Source organism: Haloferax prahovense (genome assembly GCF_000723845.1).
GTDB classification, from domain to species: Archaea; Halobacteriota; Halobacteria; order Halobacteriales; family Haloferacaceae; genus Haloferax; species Haloferax prahovense.
In genome coordinates this window covers 2,162,517-2,180,260 of the sequence record NZ_LK053000.1, presented here as the reverse complement: position 1 = coordinate 2,180,260, position 17,744 = coordinate 2,162,517, and the positions used below count along the sequence as shown (strand labels likewise).

Genomic DNA, 17,744 nt, shown 5'->3' with positions numbered 1-17,744 from the left:
GTCACATCTCGGCTCATAAGAGCCTCGACTCCACTGTAGATTCGGGGAGGCGAAGCCCTGTTTTTTCGCTGTACCACGCTTTGTACTCCTCCTTATGGGCCGGAAGCAAGTAGACACCAAGTTCGTCGTCGGGGAGTGGCAATCGTTTGATTTTCTCAGATCGTTCTGAACGCGGTGAGTAAAGGTTCACACTTACGACGCAATCGTAGAAATCCGGCTTTAACTCGCGAGCACGCGCTCGTTTATTATATCTTACTGCTTGGGCATAATCGTCGTACAACTCGTGGTCTGATTCCTCGCTGTCTGATCCAACGACAAATACGTCGACAGAGAAAGAGTCAGGGATTAGCCTTATTCTCGCACTGTCGAACTGCCACCGTTGTAGTTCTGGAATTGAGCCACCAGTATTCTTTATATTTGATAATTCTGAAAAGTAAGAAGACACAACCTCAGTAGTTACCACCGATTCACTCAGCGAAGTAGAACCACTAAGAACGTTAGTGAATGCACGGCGCGTCGCATCGAGACGGGGTGAATCGTAGATCGCAGTTGCTGGTTCAGTTCCATCATCGTCAACTAAACAGACAAAATCTACCCGACCACCACTACCACCGATTGCGTGTCGATTACAACGACCTGCTGCTTGGACAAGCGAGTCTAGTGGTGCAAAGTCTCTGATGACGATATCGAAGTCTAGGTCAACACCCGCCTCAATAACCTGTGTACTTACAACGACACGCTGTTCCCTGTCAGTACTTCGGAGTGCAGTAATTCGATCTCGGCGATCTCGAGGACGGACCGCGCTGGAGAGATATTCTAATCGAAGTTCCTTGGAGTCGGTCTGTAGTTGGGAACGAATCGAGTCGAACACTTGTCTTGCAGATCCGATCGTGTTGCAGACAACGAGTACGTCAGACGGAGAAGAACGAACTTCAGAGACAACCCGCTCGCTCAATGTTTCAATCGAGAGGGGCTGGTCAAAGACGCTATCGTCGATCTCGAATCTAACACGGTCAAGCTGTTCGAAATAGTCATCTGCGTTGGGGACGAGTGACGGTGCGTCAGCGAAGATTCCCGGCTGAGTCGCGGTCATCGCAATGAACGTGCAACCCCAGTCGGCAGCAAGTTGCTCACAACAAGCCCGCACAACGTCCCAGTACTTTGTGGGAATCGCCTGCACTTCGTCAAGAATAATCACCGCGTCTCTGAGATTCGGCAGCTTGATTGATTGGCTATTGGACGGAACAACGAGACTTTCGAGTAACTGCACGAACGTCGTAGTCGTTACTTCACTCTCCCATCGATTTGTGAGCATCAAGTCGCGCCAAAACTCACCGTCAGTTGCCTCGGAGTCATGGCTCCCCGTGACATAATCGTCTCGAGAGCGATAGTGGTGCTTGAGTAGGACTTCAGGGATACTCTCAACACCAGCGTGTTCGAGAACTTCGCTGAATACTTCGAAGTTCTGGTCGATAATCGAGGTAAACGGAAGTGCATAGACGATTCGTGGCCTATTTTCTTCGGCCAGTTGCTTCCGCTGACGTATCTGTAGTGCTAAATCGAGGGCAGTGAGCGTTTTACCACCACCCGTCGGTAACGTGAGTGTGAGGATACCAGGGAGTGAGTCAAAATCGCGTAACTGATCACGTGCACTCTCTCGAGCATCAGCACGGAGTTGGTCAATCGTCTCTGCACTCGGAGAACCAAACCGGTCTTGAATGTACGATTCGACTGCATCCGCTGGCACGTGTTTCCGAGAGGGGAGGTCATACCCAGCCGCGTTCAACTTATCGGCGGCGACGAGTTGTGAAAATAATTCTACGACTTGAAACGAGGAGTCAAGTGGCTGCTCACTAACGCTACCAGCATACGACAGCGATTCCGCGACATCTTTGATATACTGACTGGACTTGATCCACGTACAGAAAGATTCGATATCGAGTTCAATACCGAGATCGTCGTAGAGTGTTTGGACCTGTGTTCGCCGCGTCAAGATGTCCTCAGCCTGTTGGACATACGTCTCTCGAGGAGCATTAGAAGCGAAGAGCGTGCGTTGAAACGTTTCTCCGGTATCTATCAACGGAGAGTGATGCCGAGAGATCACGAGCCATCCCATTGCACACTCTCTGAGAGAGAACCCTTCCGCACGGAGTGCGTGAAAACACGCGAGTCCAGAAATCGCGCTGTGATTCGTGAGTTGGCTCTGTGGTCGATCGTCCGCTAGATACTCTTGGAAATATCGGGTTGCCTTCCCGAAGTCGTGGCAGGCACCAACAATATACCGAAGCCGTTGTGCTGACTCTGCACGACCCTCAGCACAACTGTCGGCAACATCTTGGAGATGTCTCTTTAGAGTCGTCTCAGGGTGTGAGAGCAGTTCATCCGAACACAACTGTCTCACCACCAACCTGTGCATAATTGATGTCTCGTATCTCGATGCTCTGTCCATTCCGTTCGTACGTCACCGTCTGGAAGCCGTCAGACACACGACCGTCAGCCGTCGAGCGCATGAATCCTGGTACGCGTTCAGTAACATACCTACTCTCAGAATCGGGGACAATTCCCAGACTTTCACCGGGGATGACCGAATCGACTACTGCGTCCCCTTGTCCCCGCTGAATCTCGTATCTCCCCTGGAAGTCGTGTGTTGCGAGATGCTCACTTAATCCCAGTGAGAGTGCGTAGTGTGACTTGCCAGCAACGAGATATTGCTCGAGTTTATCCATCAACCTCTCGTCATCTAACGAAACGTACAGCCGATATTCTGGATCGCAGAGCGTTTCAAAGACGTTCTGCTGCCGCTGGCTCGTCACGAATCTCCCGGGACGTGCACCCTTGGTCTTCGAAGAGCTACCTTCAGTAGTGAGAATGTTGATCCCAAGTGAGATCCGCCGAATCGGCGAACGAAGCTGAACAGCGATCCGACTCGATTCCCGACTAAAGGTGTCGTAGTAACTATCTCGATCGAGGCCGAGAATCGCGGCGGTCATTCCAGCAACTGTTGTTCGAGGAGGGATGCCAAACGTCTGAGCTGGTGATGTCGTCTCAGGCTTCCGAAAGTGTGCGAAGTCTCCGCTCACATCGAAGACGAGGCACGACTCACTCATACGTAATCGTTACCGAATCGGAACCGACGGCTTCCCCGAGTGCCTTCTCGAGTATCTCTGCCTCACCGTGCTCACCGTCAAACTGTATTTGGAGTCGACGGCTCGCTCGAACGACGACAGTCGCGATGTCGTCGGCATCATCGGCTAACGTGGCTACGAGATCATCGATAACAAGGTCGAGGTCGCTAATGTCTCGCATCGCTTTCGGACCCTCAACACGAGGATTAAGATCGATTGTTCGGTGTAGGTCTCCCGAGTGGTACGCATCTTCGTCGTACTCGACTCGAAGAAGGAGTCGCGGCTCGTGACCTCGCTTCGAAGACGTGTTAGTTTGTGATCGGAGACCCTGCCAAAGTGCATCTTCGAGCGACTCAACATCAGCTTCCGTTAGACGGGTGTCTGTTGCAGCATGCTCGTCGATGACTCCATGGAATCGAATTAGTGCGTACGCCAGACGGTGTTCAGAGAACATATTCCCGCCAGCGCCCCCCTCTTCGCTGTCAGCAGAGAGAACCGAGGTCTTTCCGTGCGTCGTTTCGTGAACAGGATGCATCGAGCGACCGAAACCGAACTGCACCGGGCCGGTGTAGGAACCGTCGACTGGTGAGTCGTCGAAGGCCATGCTGTCTCCGAACAACCGGATGTCTGTCACCTCGTCGAGGAATGCAGCCTCCAATTCTTCGTCGGTGTATCCCTCGTCCAGACCGGCATTCTCGAGGATTGTCTGGTAGCGGTCTCCTTTGTCGTCCCGCTGCCCACTCCCGGATTTCTTCACAAAAATCGTCTCTCCTTGTCGGTCAAGATAATCCCGAACGTACCGCTTGAGTCGAACGTCGGTCACGATCGCTTCTTCGGTGTAGTCGTCGACTCGGGGACGATTCTCTTCGGTCAGCGGGTCGCCGTTGGGATTCGCATCAACAGCATCGTAGAGATACACGATTTCAGAGCGGTTCGACACGGTTTCGATTTCGTTGGACATGAATTACTCCTCCTGTGAGGACGTGGCTGCGATGGGTTGGTCGTCTGTGGTACTCTCGTCTGCATCGGCACGGTTTTCGCGAGCAATACTCGCGATTCGAGGGCCAGCGTTCACGCCGAGAATGAAATGATACTGTAGCTCATCTCTCGTCGCATTCCAGCCGTCTTCACGGCCTGCCAGAACAGCATCGTGGAACAGTTCTTCAGCGTCGCTCCACGGAATACCGTAGTTCCCCGCCTGTGCGTTGTACGTCTTCGCTTTCTCCCAGATGTCTCGCTGCCAGCGGGTCAGTTGATGCGTGGTGAGTTGTTCGACGTCGCGATTCTGGATGAACGTTCGGTTGAGTCCACGTCGCTTCTGCCAGTTCGAAAGTTGCGCGGCGGCCGCACCGAGGACAAACGCCGCCTGACGTCCAGGCGACTCGCTAATACTCTCGTGAGCAGCGATGAACTCGCCGAGTCCTTCGCCGAATGTCGTGAACTCACCGGTGATGTTGCTTGGAATCATTGCTAAGGATGTTCGTGAATCCGAGAGAACGCCTAACTCGGCGAGGACTCTCAGAAGGCCGTAGGCCCGCAGGGCGTGGAAACCATCATACGGGTAATCACTCGTCTCGTCGTCTTTCACTCGTTTGTTGAACCGTGCGACCGCTTCCCGTGTGAGCGCACTCACGAGCGCGTCGTACTGGATTGTTGAGTCCGTGAGAATCGATTGCGTGAACTCGACCCACTGGTTTTGGTCTCCAATTCGGCTCCCCTCGTGGTCGCTATCGGAAACCTCACACAGGAGACCGAAGAGCCACATCCCGGTGAAAATCTGCTTCTCACTCGGTACTCTGAACGAGTCGGTGTCGACGAGCAAACGGTTCTCGAAGACCGGGTTCGAGCTGTGGATGCGCTCGTAGCTTTCCGCGATAGCATCCAGTTGGTTGACTGAGACACCGTCAATCCATCCGACACCGTGTGTTTTCGCACTATCTCGATAGTAATGGACGAACGCGAGTCTGAGAATTGGCTCTTTGATTCCGAGTTCTTCAACGAAGGTACGGTGAACGCTCCACGCATTCTGGAGCGGCCGGTCCGTGTCCTCCTTGAGCAACTCTTCTCGTGAGTTCCGAATCAGTTCACGGAGAGCCTCCTCTCCTTCTGGTGTCGGTAGCGCGTAGGGGATAACCCGACATCTGATTCCGGGTGCGCCGAAGGACTGCCGACTCAGGAAGCGGTCGGTTGCAACCTCGATGTTCAGAATGCAGTCGCCACAGAGCGGCCGCGATTGCCACGCCTTCGAGGCGTTGTAGAACGGGAACGGCCATTGCTTCTTACTCGTGTACATCTGGTCGAGCTTCGCACCGAGACCATAGGTCTCAGTCCGAGTGTCGCAGACAGCACACACGGCTTCACCACGAGAGTCAGTCGCACTCTGTGAGTCTTCCGAGAGGGCATCCGAGTAGGCCACGAACGTCGCCTTCGCAAACTCCTCGATTTCGCCGGGATACCGACCTTGACCGCCTGACTGGATTCGAATAGTCAGAAGCGCTTTGTACTCAATTTCCTCGTCGTACCGTTCAACATCTGACTGAATCTCGTCTTCATACTTTTCGAAAGCCTCGTCGAGGGCCTGGAGGAGTGGTTCGTCCCGCTCCGCCCCCAGACTCTCGTCTGTCGGCCAAGAGAACATCCGTTCCAGTTCGGTCAGGACGCTACTACTCGCCCGCTGTGTCAGACTGTGGTCGTACTGGTTGTACCGATTGACGTACCCATACTTGACTGCCATCTCGAGTGGCGTGTCCGGGTCAACCGTCCGAGCACCACGGTACTCTAATCCATCGCCGTCCCCATCAAAGTCAAGGACGACGACGGAGTGGACCTCTTGATTACCGGCGAGTGCATCAGGGTCGCTACAAGCGACGTATTTCGTCGGAAACTCTTCGGCAGCGATCTCGTCACCGATGACCGAGAGCGCTTGGAGGAGCATTAGATGTCCTCCGTCCGATTGATAAAGCCGAATCCCAACCCGTTGAGTTCGCCGAGCCCGGCGTCAAGCGCCAGGTTCAGAATCCGGCGATGAGCAGCGCTTCGGATCTCATAGTCGAATTCCCACTCAGTTCCGACGTAGGTCACGTCACCGTCTGCATAGGTGACAGGCTTCGGAACAACTTTCTGGAACGAGTAGCCGCTGAAATATGGCGGACTCGGTGCAGATTCGTCGTACACACGTTCGTACTTCTTCTGTAGGTTCCCGTAGAGGGAGTCGAAGAACAGGTCCATGCCGTGTTCGGGTCGCCAGTACGTCCGGTCGTACTCTGTCTCAATCCCGTACTCTGCGGCGGTCTCAGTCCCGAATCGAATGACGATTGGTGTCCCTGTGGTGAGCGACCCGGATTCACCAACTTTCGGGTCGAGTGTAAACGCCTCTTCCGCTCGGAGGGGCATCTCCCCGATATTCACCTCCGGCTCAGAACAGAGTCCATAGGCGACCGACGTCACCAGATCTTGGTCCGATGCTGCGAAGATGAGACTTCGGGAGTCGCCTGCTTCGGCATCTCGAGGGGGAAAAATGTTCGAATAACTGAACGTCTTCGGACCCTCGTCGAGGACTGCCCCGTATCCGTTGTCACGGAGGTCGTTGTACAACCGTCCCTGTAACTTGTGATTGTATGTATTGTCGTACGCAAAATCCCTCTCTGCGCGTAGTTTGACGAGTGTTCTCATTTCATATTTCACAGGAAAATCGTGGCAACTAAGCATAAAGTTTTGGTAGGTGAAAAATGGCCGTGAACTCGAGGCAAGGTGTCAAGTCGATACTGGCGGCTCGATGTCGATTCAGTATCTGTTTGGTTCGTCTGAAACGAACTTCTTCATGCACTCCGGTCGAGTGGCGAGCGGTTCCAACACCAGTTTGGTTCGTCTGAAACAAGCCGACATACCGCCACCCGTGGTCTCGGTCCGAACGCTTCAACACCAGCTTGGTTCGTCTGAAACTCGCGGGCAAGTTCCGCTTCGTGGTCCTCAACCAGGCTTCAACACCAGCTTGGTTCGTCTGAAACGCGGCCAGATGGCAATTTCGGCGTCGGGTGTCGTGGCTTCAACACCAGCTTGGTTCGTCTGAAACTCGAGGACACGGTGAAACGCCCGAGTGTGAGCCTGCTTCAACACCAGCTTGGTTCGTCTGAAACCTTATTGGATTGAATCCACCATTGAGTTTTCTGTTCGCTTCAACACCAGCTTGGTTCGTCTGAAACACACGGCGAGCGCGAGGAGTTCGAGGCACTACGTCGCCGCTTCAACACCAGCTTGGTTCGTCTGAAACCGATTTGGTTGGTGGGGATGCGATTTGGATTCAACGCTTCAACACCAGCTTGGTTCGTCTGAAACACGCCACAGAAGGACCGCGTGGGCGTGGTTCCTTCTAGCTTCAACACCAGCTTGGTTCGTCTGAAACCCCGGGCGCTGGAGACGCCCGGAGTGACTTGGGTCTGCTTCAACACCAGCTTGGTTCGTCTGAAACCGGACCGTGTGGTAGGTGTCGCGTCCGCCGGACGTGGCTTCAACACCAGCTTGGTTCGTCTGAAACCATGCCGGCCCATAGGGCCGCTGTTATCAGTCCCTGCTTCAACACCAGCTTGGTTCGTCTGAAACTACCGCCTCCTCACGTTCGCGGAGCGCGCCGACGGTGCTTCAACACCAGCTTGGTTCGTCTGAAACCGGAATGAGAACGTCGAAGCGTCCCAGAAGTGGCAAGCTTCAACACCAGCTTGGTTCGTCTGAAACAATCGCAACGTTGGAGTCCTGCATGCCGTACATGCTGCTTCAACACCAGCTTGGTTCGTCTGAAACAAATCGGGGGGAACCATGAGACTAGCTAGGACGTTGCTTCAACACCAGCTTGGTTCGTCTGAAACACCTATTCGCCGAGGACGCCGACTTCCAAGATGGACTGCTTCAACACCAGCTTGGTTCGTCTGAAACTCCCCTCAACATTGTCTTTGGCGTGGATGTTTCGGAGCTTCAACACCAGCTTGGTTCGTCTGAAACACGCTCCTCGGCGCGGCCTACAACACCATCATTGGCGGCTTCAACACCAGCTTGGTTCGTCTGAAACCTCCCACGCAGTCGGCGGAATCCCGCCGAGGTCAAAGCTTCAACACCAGCTTGGTTCGTCTGAAACGACGAGTGAGAGCGATTCACTCGGTCGTGAGTACGCTTCAACACCAGCTTGGTTCGTCTGAAACTTTTCCATCTTCATGTGTCTGTTTTCCTCACAAAGGCTTCAACACCAGCTTGGTTCGTCTGAAACCCTAATTTCCCCCCCGACATCATTCGAAAGCCGACTGCTTCAACACCAGCTTGGTTCGTCTGAAACCTGTGTTCTTTCACCGACTTCCTCACCGAAGGCCAGCTTCAACACCAGCTTGGTTCGTCTGAAACCTCACCCCGCGGTTCGACCGGCGCGTCGCACTCCGGGGCTTCAACACCAGCTTGGTTCGTCTGAAACGAGCGGCGACCTGAACGCCTCCCACACTATCGCCGTGCTTCAACACCAGCTTGGTTCGTCTGAAACGACGGGCAAGAAGTCCAACGAAGAGAGTTATCCAGCTTCAACACCAGCTTGGTTCGTCTGAAACGCGCCCGGTCCACCGAGCCATTCTTGGGCGAACTCGCTTCAACACCAGCTTGGTTCGTCTGAAACAGTGTGGTCAGTCCTCACATCCTCTACCGTCACATGCTTCAACACCAGCTTGGTTCGTCTGAAACGACACACGATCTGTTCGGCCACGGTCTCCTCGGTCGCTTCAACACCAGCTTGGTTCGTCTGAAACTCGAGTTGTCAACGGCTTCAAGTGCCTCTGCGAAGAGCTTCAACACCAGCTTGGTTCGTCTGAAACGAGAGGATGGTGATGTTCGCGCCCGCGGAAAGTCGCTTCAACACCAGCTTGGTTCGTCTGAAACGCTCCCAACAACGTGGGATGACGAAGGTGTCATTTAGCTTCAACACCAGCTTGGTTCGTCTGAAACACTGGCTTGAGAACACACCTGCAATTCGGGTGTGGCTTCAACACCAGCTTGGTTCGTCTGAAACGCGCCGCTGCCAACTCCTCGTCCGTTCGCGTGTCGAAGCTTCAACACCAGCTTGGTTCGTCTGAAACACGCTTACGGTGCTCCCGTCAAAGAACACTTCGCGCTTCAACACCAGCTTGGTTCGTCTGAAACGTTACGACCACATGGATGGGACTGTCAACACGACGGCTTCAACACCAGCTTGGTTCGTCTGAAACCGAAGTCGAGAGCGACGACGAGGACGAGGACGAGGCGCTTCAACACCAGCTTGGTTCGTCTGAAACGGGAAACTGATAACTGACGGTGGCTGGACGATCCACGCTTCAACACCAGCTTGGTTCGTCTGAAACCCGTGAGTGGCGGCAAGGACTCGTCGGTGATGATGGCTTCAACACCAGCTTGGTTCGTCTGAAACGAGGTCACGACAGATCTCCTCCTCGACGCCATCGACGCTTCAACACCAGCTTGGTTCGTCTGAAACGATTCATTTGGCGACTTGCCCGGTGATGATGTTGTCGCTTCAACACCAGCTTGGTTCGTCTGAAACGAGTTGCCCTGTGAATGGGTTGACGTCGGATTCAAGCTTCAACACCAGCTTGGTTCGTCTGAAACGTCTCGGTCCCACACGCGCCATTCGTCTGCCGGTGGGCTTCAACACCAGCTTGGTTCGTCTGAAACAGTACGACGTTCTCCTGTTCGTGGCGGATTTGGGTGCTTCAACACCAGCTTGGTTCGTCTGAAACCGGCCACTCGACTTCGTAGGATTCAACCTGTGGGAAGCTTCAACACCAGCTTGGTTCGTCTGAAACGCGTCGGCTCCCACACGCCGCGACCAACCGGCCGGACCGCTTCAACACCAGCTTGGTTCGTCTGAAACACTTGCCCGGTTTTGAAGCCGGCGAACCCCGCACCGCTTCAACACCAGCTTGGTTCGTCTGAAACCCATCCATCTGCCCCGTCATCTACCGCGTCACTTATCGCTTCAACACCAGCTTGGTTCGTCTGAAACCTCAGCGCCTGCTTCGCGGTCTTGGGTCTCGTCAAGGCTTCAACACCAGCTTGGTTCGTCTGAAACTACCGCCTCCTCACGTTCGCGGAGCGCGCCGACGGTGCTTCAACACCAGCTTGGTTCGTCTGAAACGGTTGGAATGTCGTCTTTCGTCGCGTAGACTGGAGCTTCAACACCAGCTTGGTTCGTCTGAAACGCTTTGTTGTCCGCTGGTCCTGTCCCGTCCTTGATCCGCTTCAACACCAGCTTGGTTCGTCTGAAACGCTCTCGGCCTCATCGGCCTCGCTGGCTTCGCCGAAGCTTCAACACCAGCTTGGTTCGTCTGAAACACGGTGGTCATCTACCAATCCAACACCTCATCGCTTCAACACCAGCTTGGTTCGTCTGAAACTCTCATTATCACTAAAGGTCGCCGGGCCACGGTAGAGAGCTTCAACACCAGCTTGGTTCGTCTGAAACAGGTCGAGCGCCGACAGTCCGAGGACGCCCGCAAGCCGCTTCAACACCAGCTTGGTTCGTCTGAAACTATCAACGACTGGAACGCTAAGACGACACAAATCGCTTCAACACCAGCTTGGTTCGTCTGAAACACTATCTCTATGTTAGTGACTGCGGCATTGTCCCCAAGCTTCAACACCAGCTTGGTTCGTCTGAAACTCTAATGTTTCCACGTCAACGTCCTGCCCCGTAAAGTAAGGCTTCAACACCAGCTTGGTTCGTCTGAAACGTCTACGCCGGCGCGCTGGCGGCGCTCTACTACGTGCTTCAACACCAGCTTGGTTCGTCTGAAACCCCGGTCAAAATTCTACTCTCAAAGCCCATAACTGTTGTTTACAGGCGCTAGTTTCCATCGACCTTCAGTAGCGGGTTTGTTTAAGTAGGTCGATGGAAGATGCTGCAGTATCGGCCAATCCGGACACCACCCAATCATCCCTTTCTAACTAACCACCCTCGGCTAACGTGCCGTGGTCACGAACAGCGAGACATCACAAAAACAGCTACTCGTCGTCAGCAGGCTCCAGCGTCGAGGCGTCCAGCTCCTCGTCCAAGTACGCGAGACCGCCGTCGGTGATGCCGTAGAGACCTCGACTGATTCGAGTGAGGAGACCGTGTTTCACGAGTTTCGAGCAACGAGTGCTCGCGTGATCGGGGACAGGGCCACCAAGTTCGTTAATCGCTTGCGGCGTCAGATTCCCGTGTTCCCGAATCAGTTCCAAGATTCGGTCATCGGACGGGACCATCCACTCAGCGGCCTTGCGCATGTTATCAGATGAAGAGTCTACTATTGGCATATTTGCACCGATTACTGGTATCTAACAAGACTTCACAGATAGTCGTTCAGGTATCAAGTGCTTTCACTAAGACTTTCTGAGTAACGGTTAAGTAGAATAGACTATAACGAGGGACTGGAAGCCATGTTCGCACAGCAGTAGAGTGCGACGGGTGCTGGAACACCCGCCACGTGGCTTCCGAATCGAGACTTCCGAAGCCATGTCCGAATACACGCACGACCGACTTAATTCGTCGGTCACACGGCCAGCAGCAGCACCGAACCAATCGAACTGCCCCGTCTGCACCACGCCCATCGAGGGCTTCACCACCTCGGCACCCGGCAGCCACACCGTCGTCCCGTGCGGGTGCGAACTCGGATTCGTTCGCGCGAGCGACCTCACCGGAGGCAACCGATGAGCGACTGGGAATCCCCGGTCCCCGACGCGCAAGCGAACGCCGGCGCGAACGAACTCGCCGTCACGCTCGACATCGAATCGACGACCGTCAGGGGAAGCATCTCCGCGGAGGTCGAAGACCGTGTCAACCACCTCTACGTCGAGGTCGCTCACGGCTCGGTCATCTTCGAGGTCGGCGAGGAGTTCCGAAGCCTCAGTACGGCGACGACGTTCACGCCCGAACAGGCCCGGGCGCTCGCGACCGCGCTGGAAGCCGCCGCCGAACGCGCCAGCGAGTTCCGCGACGGGCTCATCGTCCGCAAGTACAACCTCGCCGGAGGCGACGAATGATTCCCACCGAGGCCGTCCCGCCGCGGGGGAACTGCGGGCGCTTCGAAGCCGATGTCGACGAGGACGCCGATACCGACCTCCCGGACCATCTCGTCCCGGTCACGAATCCGAACCACACCGCCTACTGCACGGTCTGCGGCTTCTGGATTACCGTCGGCCCGGACCGCACGGAGTACGGCCACGGCCGGGCGGCCAACCGCGGCCCCGACGAGGACGGTGAACGGCGCGACTGTCCCCACCGCCCCAACCGGAGGGTCGACCCATGAGCCGCGCCGAGTCGCCGCCGCGCGACACCCTGACCGAAGAGGAGCGCGAGCTATTCGAACGACTCTACGAGCAGTTCAAAGACGACGACATCGGGCGCGTGTTCGAAATCGCGCTTCAGGCTTCGTCGGAAAGAGAGAATCGAGAGGCCAACTCGTGAAGCTCCTCGGTGTCCATCATCGCCGGGCGCTCGTCGAGCGTCCGCCGAGCGCGCAGCAGGTCTCGGCGAGTGTCGGCGTCGTCCGCCTCGACCACCTTGTCGTCGATGGCGGTCCCGATGCGGTCGAGGAGCTCCTTCGACTCGATGTCGAGCGACTGGTTGCAATGGATGCAGAAGCCGCGCTCCCGCGGCGTCTCCTTCTCACAGCGCGGGCAGGTGACGGGCGCGAGTTCCTTCGTCTCCGTCTCGACGGCTTCGAGGCCGTGCATGGCCGCGTACTGAATCTCTTGGGTCTCGCCGGAGAACTTCGCGACGTACCGGGAGATGACGGGCGACCCGCGGGCGCGACCCTGCCGGTCCTCGATGAACGCTTGGGACTTCTCGCGGGTCGAGAGCCAGTAGGCGTTCGACTTCCGGAAGTTCGTCGGCGTGACGGGCTTTCGAATCTCGGCGCGCTTGCCCGCGGCCTTGAAGCATTGGAGGAAACGCGTGTAGCTGAACCGCTCGGGTTCAGTGAGCTTCGTCCAGAGGTAGTCCTCGTGGTCGCCAGGGTGTTCGGCCAGCCAGCGGTTGACGTACGGGACGGCCACGATGAGGTGGACGTCGTGTTCGCCGCGCTTCCCGTCGACGCGGACCTTCAGCGAGTGCTTGCCGTCCGTGATGTCCTCGACGCGCATGTCGTACAGTTCGCCGCCGCGGAATCCGCCCTCGAACTGCAGCGCAATGAGCGCCTTGTCGCGGGGGTTCCGCGCCGCCTCGATCATCGGCTCGACGTCGCGTTCGAGGTCGAGCATGTCGGCTTCGTCGGGTTCGGGCTGGTAGTCCCGGCTGGTCTTGGTCGAAATCCACGAGTGCGTGTCCGGGATGTCGTCCCCCCGGGTGACGTGCTTCGCGAAGAGCCGGAAGGCGACGCGGTAGTCGCGGTTCGTCTCTTGGGAGCCGTCTTCGATGTCGTAGGTGCTGTGAATCCAGCGGACGACGACCTTCGCGGCGTCCTTGGCGTCGTAGAACGTCTCTTCGTCGTCGGCATCGCCGTCGTGTTCTCGTACGAGCGTCTCGTGGAGACACGTCTCTGCGTTCTCACTGATGCGGACGTTGTGCCTGAGGAGCTTCTCGTGTCGGTAGTGGCCGTAGTCTTCGCGCAGCAGGCGAAGTTCGTCCGAGAAGTCGAGGAGCAGTTCGCGGTCGCGGTCACAGCCGCCGCGGGTTCCGTTCCGGAGTTTCTTCCGGAGGGTCGCGACCGACTGCTTCGGGTCGGAAGGCATGAGAGAATCGACAGCCGATGGGCTGGTAAAGGTTCAGTTGAGAGCCCTCCACCGGCTCTTTCTGCCGAACTCAAAACCCAGAGATGTTGGTTCACCTCGCAGCCGCCGCGTCAGAATCACGCGCCCACCTCTGAGTAGGTGTGGGCGCTCCGAAAAGGGGGGGTCGACTAACGGGGGGGTCGACTAACCCGTTCGAGTAGTCGCCGTGCGAACGGCGGTTAGCCCGCGTCGAAACGTCCTCGTTCTCGAACTCGAACCGGACCCAACCGGACCCGGGCGCGTCGAGACCCGAACGCGTCTTCTCGCCCGGTTCCGACCAGTAGGCAACCACTACACCGACGGTCGCGGCGGACGGCGGGGCGTCACAGGAACGGCCTAAAATCCGATGTGTGACGTCGAACTCGGAATATCGTCGTCGTCCTCGTCATCCTCGTCGTCCTCGTCGTTGCGGGCCGCGCCCTCGTAGAGATAGGTATACTCGTCGTCAATCAGGAAGACGCCGCCGTCGGCGACCGTGACATCCACCTCGGGGAGACTGGTACCGGCCGCCTCGCCGTTTTCGCACGCGCCGGAACAGGCGTCGAACATCGACCCGTGTTTCGGGCAGATAATCTCGCCGTCACGCATCGCCGCGCCGGTCCCGCGGTCGAACCGCTGGTTCTCGTGGGTGCACGTGTTCGGCCACGCTTCGATGCCCGGCTCGTCGTCGCATCGGACGAGGATGAGCTCTTTCGTCCGCGAATACGCGTCCTCCGCGGTGAACAGGTACGACCCGTTTTCGGGGACGTCGTCTACGGCCGCGACTCGGGTTCCATCGACCATCGAACACAGCTATCGGCCGGGTCGAAAAGTAGCTATCGGCGACGCTGGGGGTGAGTAACGAGACCGGAACCGGCCCCGCCGATTACGCCGACGTGAACCGGTCCCAAACTACCCGACAGTCACTACAGAGGAACCCGGTGAACTCGTCTACCGCGTGTCTCCGAACCGTCGTATCTCGTCCGCACCGTTCACACCACATACCCACTCGTTCGAGGGAATGTCGTATTGTTATGAATCTCATATCCGCTGACTCGACACTCGGCGGGACTGGGGTGCGGAATGTAGGTCAGCGGTCCCCGTCGAGGTTCACACCGCAGACGCCCGCTTCGTCGCCCATCTTCTCCACGCCGGGTGCGAACCGGCCCAACTCCCACGTAGGGTCGTGTCCGGTCGCCGCGCGGTGTGCTTCGATTCTGAGACGCGCGTCGGCGAGCTTCGAGAAGTGTTCTTCGAGGCCGCACGTCGGACAGGAGACCGTCGCACGAGGTGTCGACATCAGTCGAACGAAACGCGGCAGTCGAGAAAGTTCCGTCGGGTTCGGCGCCGAGGCCCAAAGAACGGTCGCTGGTGCGCGGTCGTCAGCCCATGACGAGACTCATCCACCGGTTACGCCGCACAAACTCCATGTTCTCGAGGTAGGCGTCGACGCCGAGGATGCGACCCGCGCCGAACGCGCCGAGGCCGAACAGCAACACCGCGTAGACGATGTGGTCGTCGACGACCCAACCGTGAGCCAGCGGTAGTCCGGCGAGGATGCCGCCTTCGAGCGCCGCCGCCCAGTAGAACAGCATCATAACTGCGCCCCAGAAGGCGCTAAATCGGACGAACGCGCCGAGGATAAGCGCCAACCCCGCGAGCGTCAAGCCCCACATGTTCAGCATGTCGATGAGCGGGCTCCCCGCCATCGAGCCCCACAGCCCCATCAGGGGGTTTCCCTCGGGGATCGCGTTGGCGAGGTAGCCCGCCGCGGTCCAGTTGTTCGAGGGGTCCGCATCGAGGTACGTCACGAGCTTCGTGATGCCGCCTTGGAACAACGTCCACCCCATCACCACTCTGAGGAGGAACAGCGAGTAACCGACCCACCGCTCCGAGTAGTCGAACCGCACCGCTCGTCCGAACATCTCCGTCTCTAGTGTACGACTATCGGTTGACATACAGAGGTAACATTTTCCGCCAAACTACAATAGTGTGTTGGGTAATCTCACACGATGGGTATCGGCCGTCTCGCCGGAGGTCACGCCGCTTATCACCGCCCGCGACAGAACACGGACATGCTCACTTTCATCGGCCTCGGTCTGTACGACGAGCGCTCCATCACCGTCGAAGGGCGGGAGGCGCTCGCGGACGCCGACCGCGCCTTCGCGGAGTTCTACACGAGCCACCTCGTCGGCGCGACCGTCGAGGAACTCGAAGCCTACCACGACATCGACATTGAGGTCCGCGACCGCGCCGGCGTCGAACAGGACCCCGAGCCGATACTCGACGCCGCGGAGGACGAATACGTCGCGTTCCTCACCGCCGGCGACACGATGATTTCGACCACGCACGTCGACCTGCGCCTCCGGGCCGAAGAACGCGGTATCGAGACGCGACTCGTCCACGGCGTGACCGCCCAGTCCGCCGCCAGCGGCCTGACTGGACTCCAGAACTACCGCTTCGGGAAGGCCGTGACGCTCCCGTTCCCGTACGTTCACGGCGGCGACCCGGTTCCGAAGAGCGTCGTCGACTCGCTCGAAGCGAACCGCGAACTCGGCTTGCACACGCTGGTCTACCTCGACATCAAGGTCGACTGGGAGGGTCGTCGCGGCGTCGAGGTCGACGGCGACCAGTACATGACCGCGGACTACGCCGCCGAACTCTTCGCCGAGCATTGGGACGGCGACGCCCTCGGCGTGGCCGTCTGCCGGGCCGGGAGTCCGGACCCCGTCGTCGCCGCGGACCGGTTGTCGGCGCTCGCCGAGCGCGACTTCGGCGAACCGCTGCACATGCTCGTCATCCCCGGCGAGGTCCATCACGTCGAATCCGATGCGCTCTCGGCGCTCGGCGGTGCGCCCGAGGAGCTGTTCGACGACGAAAACTGAACCGAGACGAAAATCGAACAAACGAGAACGAAACTGGGGCTACGTCCGCACGGAGCCGACTACGCCCGGCCGTCGAGGCCCAACTCAGTTCTGAGGTCGTACTCCTCGCCGGTCACCATGTAGAGCACGTCTTCGATGACGGTGAGGAGTTCCGGCACCTCTTGGACGACGAGATACGTGATGCCGACGAGCGCGACGACCGCGAGCGCCTGGCTGATGATGCGGTCGGAGATGAAAAACGACACCATGTAGGGGTCGGACGAGCCGAAGAGGAACAGAACCTCGTCGACGAACCACTGGAAGTACTGCTTGCCGACCGAGATGGTGATGAACGTCGTCCGAAGCAGGTTCAGCGCGTAGATGATGGGGACGGCGATTGCGAGTCCGCGGAGCTTCCGGCGCATCGGGGCGTCGACGGCGGCGATGAGGCCGGCGAAGATGGCGATGCTGCCGAGACCGGTACAGGCGAGGACGACCGAGATTTCGATTCGGTGAGAGCCCTGCATCCACAGGAACGTGTTCAGGTACCCCTCGTCACCGGGAATCATCTGGGGTGTGTAGCCCAGCGACTCGATGAGGAAGCGCGTCTGCGCCGCGACGGACTCCATGAGGACGCCGCGGGGAGCGGGGACGGTCGTCCCGAACAGCGTCAGCGCGGGAATCGTCTCGAAGGGGAGGTAGACCACGCCCATGGCGGCGACGGCCCGCGAGAGAACGAACAGCGTGTCGCGGCCGTTGTAGAGGAGCCACCCGGCGTAGAGTGACGCCGGGACGGCCGCGATGGTCAACAGCCCCTCGATGTAGCTCTTGTGAACGAGCGTGAAATGCGGGATGAGTTGGAGCCAGAAGACCGCAAACAACACCCACGCTGCGGTCATCACCCGCCGTCCGAGCTCGCGGTCCCGCCCGTTGGCGACCGCGCCGGCGACGAAGGTACCGATGACCAGCCACGCGAGGACGTCGGAGAGGAGACCGGGCATAC

The 17,744-nt window shown here is 57.8% G+C and carries 15 protein-coding genes and 1 CRISPR repeat array; of the genes, 4 read left to right on the top strand and 11 right to left on the bottom strand.

Annotation, left to right across the window (positions count from 1 at the left end):
- Positions 1-13: 13 nt before the first annotated feature.
- The 6 genes from cas3 to BN984_RS10920 all read right to left on the bottom strand — a co-directional run bounded on the left by cas3 (position 14) and on the right by BN984_RS10920 (position 11,414).
- Positions 14-2,416 carry a CRISPR-associated helicase Cas3' gene (cas3, locus tag BN984_RS19085; protein ID WP_244877477.1) on the bottom strand — a complete coding sequence of 801 codons (2,403 nt, stop codon included), beginning with the start codon at positions 2,414-2,416 and terminating at the stop codon, positions 14-16.
- Entirely contained in the window at positions 2,379-3,107 is a 729-nt protein-coding gene (gene cas5b / locus BN984_RS10940; RefSeq protein ID WP_049968220.1) for a type I-B CRISPR-associated protein Cas5b, read from the bottom strand. Before cas5b ends, cas3 begins: the two co-directional genes overlap by 38 nt.
- On the bottom strand, positions 3,100-4,086 hold the full coding sequence (gene cas7b / locus BN984_RS10935; RefSeq protein ID WP_004972494.1) for a type I-B CRISPR-associated protein Cas7/Csh2: 987 nt from the start codon (positions 4,084-4,086) through the stop codon (positions 3,100-3,102). The genes cas5b and cas7b overlap by 8 nt, the downstream gene beginning before the upstream one ends.
- A 3-nt stretch (positions 4,087-4,089) precedes the next feature.
- Positions 4,090-6,060, bottom strand: a complete 1,971-nt coding sequence (locus tag BN984_RS10930) for a TM1802 family CRISPR-associated protein (protein ID WP_049968218.1) — start codon at positions 6,058-6,060, stop codon at positions 4,090-4,092.
- On the bottom strand, positions 6,060-6,797 hold the full coding sequence (gene cas6 / locus BN984_RS10925) for a CRISPR-associated endoribonuclease Cas6 (protein ID WP_049968216.1): 738 nt from the start codon (positions 6,795-6,797) through the stop codon (positions 6,060-6,062). Before cas6 ends, BN984_RS10930 begins: the two co-directional genes overlap by 1 nt.
- Positions 6,798-6,905: 108 nt before the next feature.
- Positions 6,906-10,944: direct repeats of the CRISPR family, unit length 30 nt; unit sequence GCTTCAACACCAGCTTGGTTCGTCTGAAAC.
- Between the two features lie 206 nt (positions 10,945-11,150).
- Positions 11,151-11,414 carry a type IV toxin-antitoxin system AbiEi family antitoxin domain-containing protein gene (locus BN984_RS10920; RefSeq protein WP_181950695.1) on the bottom strand — a complete coding sequence of 88 codons (264 nt, stop codon included), beginning with the start codon at positions 11,412-11,414 and terminating at the stop codon, positions 11,151-11,153.
- Positions 11,415-11,837: 423 nt separating this feature from the next.
- Here BN984_RS10920 and BN984_RS10915 point away from each other — a divergent pair, with 423 nt between their 5' ends.
- The 3 genes from BN984_RS10915 to BN984_RS10905 are packed head-to-tail and all read left to right on the top strand — an operon-like array spanning position 11,838 to position 12,594.
- Positions 11,838-12,170, top strand: coding sequence for a hypothetical protein (locus tag BN984_RS10915; protein WP_049968214.1), 333 nt, complete (start codon positions 11,838-11,840; stop codon positions 12,168-12,170).
- Entirely contained in the window at positions 12,167-12,436 is a 270-nt protein-coding gene (locus BN984_RS10910) for a hypothetical protein (protein WP_049968213.1), read from the top strand. Before BN984_RS10915 ends, BN984_RS10910 begins: the two co-directional genes overlap by 4 nt.
- Positions 12,433-12,594, top strand: a complete 162-nt coding sequence (locus BN984_RS10905) for a hypothetical protein (RefSeq protein WP_042663211.1) — start codon at positions 12,433-12,435, stop codon at positions 12,592-12,594. The genes BN984_RS10910 and BN984_RS10905 overlap by 4 nt, the downstream gene beginning before the upstream one ends.
- Here BN984_RS10905 and BN984_RS10900 read toward each other — a convergent pair.
- The 4 genes from BN984_RS10900 to BN984_RS10885 all read right to left on the bottom strand — a co-directional run bounded on the left by BN984_RS10900 (position 12,552) and on the right by BN984_RS10885 (position 15,802).
- The gene (locus BN984_RS10900; protein ID WP_049968211.1) at positions 12,552-13,859 is read right to left on the bottom strand and encodes a tyrosine-type recombinase/integrase; all 1,308 of its coding nucleotides are present in this window, start codon (positions 13,857-13,859) and stop codon (positions 12,552-12,554) included. The genes BN984_RS10905 and BN984_RS10900 overlap by 43 nt on opposite strands.
- A 375-nt stretch (positions 13,860-14,234) precedes the next feature.
- Positions 14,235-14,681: a Rieske (2Fe-2S) protein gene (locus BN984_RS10895; RefSeq protein ID WP_049968210.1), complete on the bottom strand. Its 447-nt coding sequence runs from the start codon at positions 14,679-14,681 to the stop codon at positions 14,235-14,237.
- Positions 14,682-14,967: 286 nt separating this feature from the next.
- Positions 14,968-15,177 carry a DUF7542 family protein gene (locus BN984_RS10890; protein WP_008092424.1) on the bottom strand — a complete coding sequence of 70 codons (210 nt, stop codon included), beginning with the start codon at positions 15,175-15,177 and terminating at the stop codon, positions 14,968-14,970.
- Between the two features lie 82 nt (positions 15,178-15,259).
- On the bottom strand, positions 15,260-15,802 hold the full coding sequence (locus BN984_RS10885) for a DoxX family protein (RefSeq protein WP_008092422.1): 543 nt from the start codon (positions 15,800-15,802) through the stop codon (positions 15,260-15,262).
- A 150-nt stretch (positions 15,803-15,952) separates the two neighbouring features.
- Between BN984_RS10885 and dph5 the strand changes: the two genes are divergently transcribed.
- The gene (dph5, locus tag BN984_RS10880) at positions 15,953-16,762 is read left to right on the top strand and encodes a diphthine synthase (protein WP_008092420.1); all 810 of its coding nucleotides are present in this window, start codon (positions 15,953-15,955) and stop codon (positions 16,760-16,762) included.
- Positions 16,763-16,821: 59 nt separating this feature from the next.
- Here the strand turns inward: dph5 and artA are convergent, their stop codons facing one another.
- Positions 16,822-17,742 (bottom strand): archaeosortase A, encoded by a 921-nt coding sequence (artA, locus tag BN984_RS10875; RefSeq protein ID WP_008092419.1) that lies wholly within the window; start codon positions 17,740-17,742, stop codon positions 16,822-16,824.
- Positions 17,743-17,744: the final 2 nt, after the last annotated feature.

Coding starts and splice junctions, on each gene's coding strand:
- cas3 (WP_244877477.1), bottom strand. CDS start 2,416: ATGCACAGGTTGGTGGTGAGACAGTTGTGTTCGGATGAACTGCTCTCA.
- cas5b (WP_049968220.1), bottom strand. CDS start 3,107: ATGAGTGAGTCGTGCCTCGTCTTCGATGTGAGCGGAGACTTCGCACAC.
- cas7b (WP_004972494.1), bottom strand. CDS start 4,086: ATGTCCAACGAAATCGAAACCGTGTCGAACCGCTCTGAAATCGTGTAT.
- BN984_RS10930 (WP_049968218.1), bottom strand. CDS start 6,060: ATGCTCCTCCAAGCGCTCTCGGTCATCGGTGACGAGATCGCTGCCGAA.
- cas6 (WP_049968216.1), bottom strand. CDS start 6,797: ATGAGAACACTCGTCAAACTACGCGCAGAGAGGGATTTTGCGTACGAC.
- BN984_RS10920 (WP_181950695.1), bottom strand. CDS start 11,414: ATGCGCAAGGCCGCTGAGTGGATGGTCCCGTCCGATGACCGAATCTTG.
- BN984_RS10915 (WP_049968214.1), top strand. CDS start 11,838: ATGAGCGACTGGGAATCCCCGGTCCCCGACGCGCAAGCGAACGCCGGC.
- BN984_RS10910 (WP_049968213.1), top strand. CDS start 12,167: ATGATTCCCACCGAGGCCGTCCCGCCGCGGGGGAACTGCGGGCGCTTC.
- BN984_RS10905 (WP_042663211.1), top strand. CDS start 12,433: ATGAGCCGCGCCGAGTCGCCGCCGCGCGACACCCTGACCGAAGAGGAG.
- BN984_RS10900 (WP_049968211.1), bottom strand. CDS start 13,859: ATGCCTTCCGACCCGAAGCAGTCGGTCGCGACCCTCCGGAAGAAACTC.
- BN984_RS10895 (WP_049968210.1), bottom strand. CDS start 14,681: ATGGTCGATGGAACCCGAGTCGCGGCCGTAGACGACGTCCCCGAAAAC.
- BN984_RS10890 (WP_008092424.1), bottom strand. CDS start 15,177: ATGTCGACACCTCGTGCGACGGTCTCCTGTCCGACGTGCGGCCTCGAA.
- BN984_RS10885 (WP_008092422.1), bottom strand. CDS start 15,802: ATGTTCGGACGAGCGGTGCGGTTCGACTACTCGGAGCGGTGGGTCGGT.
- dph5 (WP_008092420.1), top strand. CDS start 15,953: ATGCTCACTTTCATCGGCCTCGGTCTGTACGACGAGCGCTCCATCACC.
- artA (WP_008092419.1), bottom strand. CDS start 17,742: ATGCCCGGTCTCCTCTCCGACGTCCTCGCGTGGCTGGTCATCGGTACC.